5 protein-coding genes, 1 tRNA gene and 2 rRNA genes are annotated in these 7,500 nt (G+C 51.1%); 3 read left to right on the forward strand and 5 right to left on the reverse strand.

Features of this window, described 5'->3' with window-relative positions; translation table 11 throughout:
* Both GOV53_RS11775 and GOV53_RS11780 read left to right on the forward strand, forming a co-directional pair.
* Positions 1-284, forward strand: a 284-nt coding sequence (locus GOV53_RS11775) for a DUF3299 domain-containing protein (RefSeq protein ID WP_170466898.1), incomplete at its 5' end; no start/stop codon positions are given.
* 352 nt (positions 285-636) lie between these two features.
* A complete protein-coding gene (locus tag GOV53_RS11780) occupies positions 637-1,638 on the forward strand; it encodes an AraC family transcriptional regulator (RefSeq protein ID WP_170466900.1) in 1,002 nt (333 codons plus the stop codon).
* Positions 1,639-1,704: 66 nt separating this feature from the next.
* Here GOV53_RS11780 and GOV53_RS11785 read toward each other — a convergent pair whose 3' ends face one another.
* Together GOV53_RS11785 and GOV53_RS21325 are read right to left on the reverse strand one after the other, a co-directional pair.
* The gene (locus GOV53_RS11785; protein ID WP_170466901.1) at positions 1,705-2,220 is read right to left on the reverse strand and encodes a hypothetical protein; all 516 of its coding nucleotides are present in this window, start codon (positions 2,218-2,220) and stop codon (positions 1,705-1,707) included.
* A 568-nt stretch (positions 2,221-2,788) separates the two neighbouring features.
* The gene (locus GOV53_RS21325; RefSeq protein ID WP_254439286.1) at positions 2,789-3,337 is read right to left on the reverse strand and encodes a Hint domain-containing protein; all 549 of its coding nucleotides are present in this window, start codon (positions 3,335-3,337) and stop codon (positions 2,789-2,791) included.
* A gap of 12 nt (positions 3,338-3,349) precedes the next feature.
* On the opposite strand from GOV53_RS21325, the gene GOV53_RS11790 reads away from it, so the two are divergent.
* A complete protein-coding gene (locus tag GOV53_RS11790; RefSeq protein WP_254439287.1) occupies positions 3,350-4,063 on the forward strand; it encodes a zinc ribbon domain-containing protein in 714 nt (237 codons plus the stop codon).
* Here GOV53_RS11790 and GOV53_RS11795 read toward each other — a convergent pair.
* From GOV53_RS11795 to GOV53_RS11805, 3 genes are all read right to left on the reverse strand, one after another.
* A tRNA-Met gene (locus tag GOV53_RS11795) sits at positions 4,020-4,096 on the reverse strand. The genes GOV53_RS11790 and GOV53_RS11795 overlap by 44 nt on opposite strands.
* Positions 4,097-4,217: 121 nt before the next feature.
* Positions 4,218-4,332, reverse strand: a 5S ribosomal RNA gene (rrf, locus tag GOV53_RS11800).
* 113 nt (positions 4,333-4,445) lie between these two features.
* Positions 4,446-7,272 (reverse strand): 23S ribosomal RNA (locus tag GOV53_RS11805).
* Between the last annotated feature and the right edge of the window lie 228 nt (positions 7,273-7,500).

Here is a 7,500-nt window from a genome sequence, read left to right on the forward strand (position 1 = left end):
GGTACATAGTACCACTGACAATCGATGGAGGAGTTGTAACCGAATTCCTGTTTGTTCCGGTTGCAGGTTCTTGCGTTCATACTCCTTCGCCGTCACCCAACCAGATCATTCATGTTGATTACCCAAAGGGCGTCGAATTTAAATCGATATTCGATGCATTTTGGGTCGAAGGCGAACTGCTAGCTGAACCCAAGGTCAGCGATGTTGCCTTCTACGACGGCGCTGCAAACGTGGAATCTACTTACAAACCAAACGCGAGTCTTGTCGAAGTATTCACCTATTGATCCCGAGAGGTTCATTCTTCGAAAGCTTAGGGCGTTAGATCACTGGTTTGAGGTTGTGAAAGTGTTGACGACCCGCTGGTCTCGCTATGACGTTGTGGGTTTGCGAGTACCCTGAATGCAAACGGCTACATAATGATGTCTCCTGCTAAATGTTTAATTTGAAGAGTTTTTCGGCCTCATTGACGGAAGCATCGGCAAGTGAGGGAATCCGCCGCTTGCCTTAAGCGCGATGCCTAAAATCTACCAAAACAGATGATCTTCAGTACTTTGCAAAGTGACTTGCAGCCCTTCGTCAGATATCGTTTTTGGAACATCCCGCATCAAAACCACTGCGAATTATTGGAATAGCCAGATGGGTGTCGACAACACTTGGTTAAGGCATTTTGCCCAAATGCTCACGCAGCGCATGGAAGATGCAAATGAATTTGAGATAGTCTTAAAAAACTCAGGTTTGACGCGAGCCGACTTGAAAGAGGCCACCAGAGAAATTGACCCATTTAAGGAGGGTCAATTTATTCGTTTGGCTTGTGATCAGTTAAGAGACCGAGCCTTCGCTACAATAGCCGGTTTGGCATTCAAAACACCTCGCGACATAGTTTGGTATATTTCAAAGTATTCACAGACTCTCAGAGAAGCCATCGTAAATGCTTCACTTTACGGTGCATTGGTTGATGAAAGCATTGAATACAGTCTTGTTGAGTCAGGAAACCACGCTTCGTTGAGGATGCAAGTTGTTGATGGCGAGCTCAGCAGGTATCATCGACGCACCGAGTTTCTCTTGTTCTCGACAATTTCATTGATGCGCATTGTCACGAATACTCAACTTCACCCCTTGGAAGTTCGGTACAAGCACGCAGTTAAGTCTTCGGCATCCGCAATTAAAAGAGCGGCGGGCTGCACGATTTCCTTTGGTTCCGAAGAAAACGAGATCATTTTATCGCTTGCATCGCTTGATCTCCCAATACCAAGTTATGACCCCGCACTCAGAAACCATCTTACGGACTACGGAAATACTCTTTTGAGAATGCGCGTCGCGAGTTCACCAGGGATACGTAGTAAGGTGGAAGCCCAGATATTGAATAAGCTCCCAGGACGAATTTTAAACGCGCAGGAAGTGGCGTTAAACCTTGGGCTTAGCACGCGTTCTCTCTCGCGACGTCTCAGTGAGGAAGGCCTGAGTTTTCGTGGTATAGTCAAAAATATCAGGTGCGATCTTGCGAAGACGTATCTCAAGGACGGGTTCAGCATCGGAGAAGTTGCATTCTACCTGGATTTTGCCAACCAGCCCGCGTTTTCCACGGCATTCAAGCATTGGACGGGGCTAACGCCGCGTGAATTTCAAAGACAAAATTGAGCGGGCGCGATGTCCTGGCTTCGGCCTGGGCTGTTTTTACCAAACCTGAGATACGTCGCTGTTTGATCAGTGCATCATAGAGGAAATTTGGGTGACTACGCAGTTTGAAATCTGCGGCGCCCTCCACAAGACGAGGTCATTGAGCTCACCATTTTCGATAACCATTGCGACAGCGCTTTTTGGGATTTTGGTTTCAAGGATGATCGGAATTTTGGCTGTCGAACCACGACGTCTAGTTGCATAGTCCAACGCTGCATCAAGGTTTATCGTCCAAGACAGACCAACTTCTTTTCCTAGGCTTTGACCGCGAAAAACCGAGATTTCATTGGGAAGCCGTTGCCACTGTTCCGTCGGAATCCAACATGACTTTCGTTTTTCTGCGTCCATCGCGTGCACGAACATGGTGTGATCAATTTTTTCGAACCCACCCCATAAGCCACGCAATAAAGGCCAGAAATCTGCGCTGGAGATTTCATTTTCTAGTAACATTTCGACAACGGCATCTGCGCGTTGATCGGCTTCATAGTGTCTGTTCAAATGCATGTTGATTACTTCGACGGCACTGATTGCTTCGGTCTGCATGACTGACGCTCCAATTCTATCTCTGTAACTTACTAGGCACCTTGTTTGGCGCGTCATCCAATATTGGTTTGGAGTTTCCATTCACTCATTCGAATTTCAGCCTAAATTTTTCTTTCTTCGGCCAAATCGAAGTGAGATCGGGCCAATACCAGTCGCTTCATGATTTCGATGCAGAAGGACGCTTTTTTGGGATGGTGGCTTAACGCTCTATTGGGTTCAATTGACCTGACAAACATAGGTCGATAAGGCTGCGTCGCAGCTCCATCAACGGTACTCCCAATTTAACGCCGGTCTGCGATAGTACGATTTTCGTATTCTGACAGTCTTTTGCGTGACCGTTTTGGTCGCATGGCTGAAATCCAAGAGTTGGCACTCTGGTGTTCGCTTCACGCATAAAGCCAACAACTTAATCGTGTTCGGCAACGCCGGTTTTGCCCTCCCGCAAACAGCGTCGGAAAAAATCAATCCATATAGAACCGATCAATCAATCAACGCAAAACATACATATATCAAGACTAGAAAAACCAACCAGCCGGGCAAAGAATTTCCAATGCCCCGCACTGTCAGATTAGCTTAGCCCAATAAAGCGGATGCCGTTCAGCTGTACAGCGGCTTTTTTGTTCGCTTGATGCCGGTCCACCAGCTTAAGCATCTGTTTTCCTCTCTTCGGGGCATAGCGCACCGACAAGGCTTCAAACAAAGGATCACAGCTCTCCGGAAACAATGCCAATATCTCTTGATAAGCCTCAGCAGAAACTGATTTGAGAGCTTCCGGTCCAGTAAGCAGGCTTTCTGTCAGCGCACCGTTTGACCAAACAAGTTCATGAGTATCGAACAGCAGGTGAAAAAACTCCACACCGTTCGAGGTGTCGAACACTATGTCTATTGCGTCCAGAGAGAGCAATTTCTTTGCCGGGATCAATACATCCTTCCGATCGAACATCCGCTGGGCAACTGCGGACGAAACAAGAATGCGATGCTGCTGCGAGACGATCAAATCTTGTTTGGGATGTCCGATGACCTTTGGAACGCGGTGAAGGCACGGCAGGAAAAGACGCGCAACGCCGCGATCAGCGATAGCATCAGGAGGCTGGGCCGCACCAAGCGGGCACGGCATCTGTTTTCTGGGATGCTGACCTGTGGGTGTTGTGGCGGCGGCGTCATCCAAGTCGGAAAGCAGTATTACGGGTGTTCCACCCAACGGAACAAAGGCACCTGCGACAACCGCCTCACGATCAAACGCGCGGACCTCGAAGATCGAGTTCTCTCTGGACTCAAAGAGCAGTTGCTGCACCCCAATCTGATTGCGGAATTCGCCAAAGCCTATCAGGAGGAATACAACCGTCTTGCCGGGTCCATTCAGCAGGAGCGGAGTAACGCGACACGTGGTCTGGCACAGGTCGAGCATAAGATCTCACATCTCATAGACGCCATCAGCGACGGCATGTTCCACGCCAGCATGAAGGATAAGCTGACAGCGTTGGAGGTTCGCAAATCCGAACTCCAAGACACCATCAATTCGGCGTCAGATGAACCGCCAGTTTTGCTGCATCCCGGATTGTCCGATGTGTATCGGAAACAAGTCGCCAATTTAACCACGGCATTGCGCGATCCCTCTTCGCAGGCTGAAGCGACATGCATCATTCGCGGGCTGCTGTCTGAGATAAGGCTAATCCCGGATGATGGGACGTATACGATTGAACTTGTTGGTGAGTTGGCGGGATTGCTCGCGTTGGGTGCGCCCCAGAATGAACAAAGCCGCCCTGAGGCGGCTTGTTCGGGTCTCTGTTCGCCAACACTGGTTGCGGGAGCAGGATTTGAACCTGCGACCTTCAGGTTATGAGCCTGACGAGCTACCGGGCTGCTCCATCCCGCGACACTTAGCGTTGGTCTACCGCCTATTCGGCGAGTTGAGACCATTTTTGGCCTATCGCTTACGCTACTTGAGGCCGGGTAGTGTTTTTTTTCATCGTGTTAGAGAGGGGGGATTTTTCTAGGTTTGGCGGTGACCTACTCTCCCAGGGCTTAAGCCCAAGTACCATTGGCGCGGCAGTGCTTAACTTCCGGGTTCGGGATGGGACCGGGTGTTTCACTTGCGCTATGACCACCAAACCGAGGAAAATCCCCACATCGACTTTGTGTTGCAAAGTGCGGTGTGTGTTTCAATCAGTGTTGTCCAACTCAAGGTCGGTGTATGCTTTGGTCTTGTCTTTCCATTACTGGATCAAATCAAGCCTATCGGGCGATTAGTACCGGTCAACTGAACGCATTACTGCGCTTACATCTCCGGCCTATTGACGTGGTGGTCTTCCACGGCCCTCAGGGAGACCTTGTTTTGAGGGGGGCTTCCCGCTTAGATGCCTTCAGCGGTTATCCTGTCCGATCATAGCTACCCAGCACTGCCGTTGGCACGACAACTGGTCCACCAGTGGATCGTTCACCCCGGTCCTCTCGTACTAGGGGCAACTCCTCTCAAGTCTCCTACACCCACGGCAGATAGGGACCGAACTGTCTCACGACGTTCTAAACCCAGCTCACGTACCTCTTTAAACGGCGAACAGCCGTACCCTTGGGACCTGCTCCAGCCCCAGGATGAGATGAGCCGACATCGAGGTGCCAAACACTGCCGTCGATATGGACTCTTGGGCAGTATCAGCCTGTTATCCCCGGCGTACCTTTTATCCGTTGAGCGATGGCCCTTCCACTCGGGACCACCGGATCACTATGGCCGTCTTTCGACTCTGCTCGACTTGTCAGTCTCGCAGTCAGGCTGGCTTCTGCCATTGCACTCAACGAGCGATTTCCGACCGCTCTGAGCCAACCTTCGCGCGCCTCCGTTACGCTTTAGGAGGCGACCGCCCCAGTCAAACTACCCGCCACGCAGGGTCCCGGATCCGGATAACGGACCGCGGTTAGACATCAAGAGTGCGAAGGGTGGTATCTCAAGGGAGGCTCCACCGCGACTGGCGTCACGGTTTCAAAGCCTACCACCTATCCTGCACATCACAATCCTGATGCCAGTGCGAAGCTGTAGTAAAGGTGCACGGGGTCTTTCCGTCTAACCGCGGGAAGCCTGCATCTTGACAGGCAATTCAATTTCGCTGAGTCGATGTTGGAGACAGCGGGGAAGTCGTTACGCCATTCGTGCAGGTCGGAACTTACCCGACAAGGAATTTCGCTACCTTAGGACCGTTATAGTTACGGCCGCCGTTTACCTGGGCTTCAATTCAAGGCTCTCACCTCTCCTTTTAACCTTCAGGCACCGGGCAGGCGTCAGACCCTATACGTCGTCTTGCGACTTCGCAGAGCCCTGTGTTTTTAATAAACAGTCGCCACCCCCTGGTTTGTGCCCCCAGCCCCTAGTTGCCTAGGAACCGGGCCTCCTTCTCGCGAACTTACGGAGGTATTTTGCCGAGTTCCTTCAACATCGTTCTCTCAAGCGCCTTGGTATGCTCTACCAGTCCACCTGTGTCGGTTTAGGGTACGGTCTGATGGAGGGCTATTTCCAGGAACCACTCAGCAGCCCAATCAATCCGATAAGATTGAACTACACCTGTGATCCGTCACATCCTCCTGGCCTAGGAATATTAACCTAGTTCCCATCGCCTACGCCTTTCGGCCTCGGCTTAGGGGCCGGCTTACCCTGCTCAGATTAGCTTTAAGCAGGAACCCTTGGACTTTCGGCGAGAGTGTCTCTCACACTCTTTGTCGCTACTCATGTCATCATTCTCACTAGTGATCTCTCCACCGGATCCCTCACAGGCCGGCTTCATCGAAAGATCCTCGCCTCCAATATCCCCGAAGGGATCAAGGAGGCATGGATCTATGTCACACTACGCTCTGCTACCATGCCTTACGGCATCCTAAGCTTCGGCTCATGGCTTGAGCCCCGTTACATCTTCGCCGCAGGACAACTTATTTAGACCAGTGAGCTGTTACGCTATCTTTAAAGGATGGCTGCTTCTAAGCCAACCTCCTGGTTGTTTTGGTCGTCCCACCTGCTTTCCCACTTAGCCATGAATTGGGGGCCTTAGCTGTAGGTCAGGGTTGTTTCCCTCTCCACTACGGACGTTAGCATCCGCAGTGTGTCTGCCATCTAGTACTCCCGGGTATTCGGAGTTTGGTTAGGATCAGTAAGCCTGTGGGGCCCCATTACCCATCCAGTGCTCTACCCCCCGGGGTATTCGGATGACGCTCTACCTAAATAGATTTCGCAGAGAACCAGCTATCTCCGAGTTTGATTGGCCTTTCACCCCTAGGCACAGCTCATCCCGATCCTTTTCAACGGATGTGGGTTCGGTCCTCCAGTAAGTGTTACCTTACCTTCAACCTGGCCATGCCTAGATCACTCGGTTTCGGGTCTGATCCCACGAACTCATGCGCCCTATTAAGACTCGCTTTCGCTACGCCTACACCTAACGGCTTAAGCTTGCTCGTGAGACCAAGTCGATGACCCATTATACAAAAGGTACGCCGTCAGCTCGCAAGGAGCCTCCGACTGATTGTAGGCGTTCGGTTTCAGGTACTGTTTCACTCCCCTCGTCGGGGTGCTTTTCACCTTTCCCTCACGGTACTGGTTCGCTATCGGTCAGCAAGGAGTACTTAGCCTTCGAAGGTGGTCCTCCGATCTTCAGACAGAATTTCACGTGTTCCGCCCTACTTAATACGTCCATCAAAGCTTCCTATACGGGGCTGTCACCCGCTATGGCCACGCTTCCCAACGTGTTCTAGTCACTTATCTGGCTCGGCTGGTCCCCGTTCGCTCGCCGCTACTAGGGGAGTATCAATTGATTTCCTTTCCTCCGGGTACTTAGATGTTTCAGTTCCCCGGGTTTGCTCTTAAAACCCTATGTATTCAGGTCTTAAGTACCTGTTTAAATCCGTTGTAATATTGCAGAGCAATTTACAACGAACTTTCAGGTGGGTTGCCCCATTCAGAAATCCATGGATCAAAGCTTATTCTCAGCTCCCCATGGCTTATCGCAGAGTATCACGTCTTTCATCGCCTCTTGCTGCCAAGGCATTCACCAAACGCCCTTCTCGCGCTTGATTTGATCCAGAAAGAGAAAGACATAACTTAGTGCGCTACCGCCTATTCGGCTACTTGAGCGCAGTCAGGTCAATCGCGATCGCCCAGCTGGTAACTAAAGGCGATCTTTCTTCTGAACCAAAAGCATACTTTCCCGCCTTCCATCCTGGAACCCGCGCTGCCGATGTCGGTCGGCCCCACGCAGAGGATAGAAGACATGCATGATCGTCAGATCATGCGGGTTAGTGTAC

Source organism: Ruegeria arenilitoris, assembly GCF_013035315.1.
In the GTDB taxonomy this organism is placed as follows: domain Bacteria; phylum Pseudomonadota; class Alphaproteobacteria; order Rhodobacterales; family Rhodobacteraceae; genus Ruegeria; species Ruegeria arenilitoris_D.

Bases quoted from the DNA above. Each gene is read 5' to 3' on its own strand.
- GOV53_RS11780 (WP_170466900.1), top strand. From the start codon at position 637: ATGGGTGTCGACAACACTTGGTTAAGGCATTTTGCCCAAATGCTCACG.
- GOV53_RS11785 (WP_170466901.1), bottom strand. From the start codon at position 2,220: ATGCAGACCGAAGCAATCAGTGCCGTCGAAGTAATCAACATGCATTTG.
- GOV53_RS21325 (WP_254439286.1), bottom strand. From the start codon at position 3,337: ATGCCGTGCCCGCTTGGTGCGGCCCAGCCTCCTGATGCTATCGCTGAT.
- GOV53_RS11790 (WP_254439287.1), top strand. From the start codon at position 3,350: ATGCTGACCTGTGGGTGTTGTGGCGGCGGCGTCATCCAAGTCGGAAAG.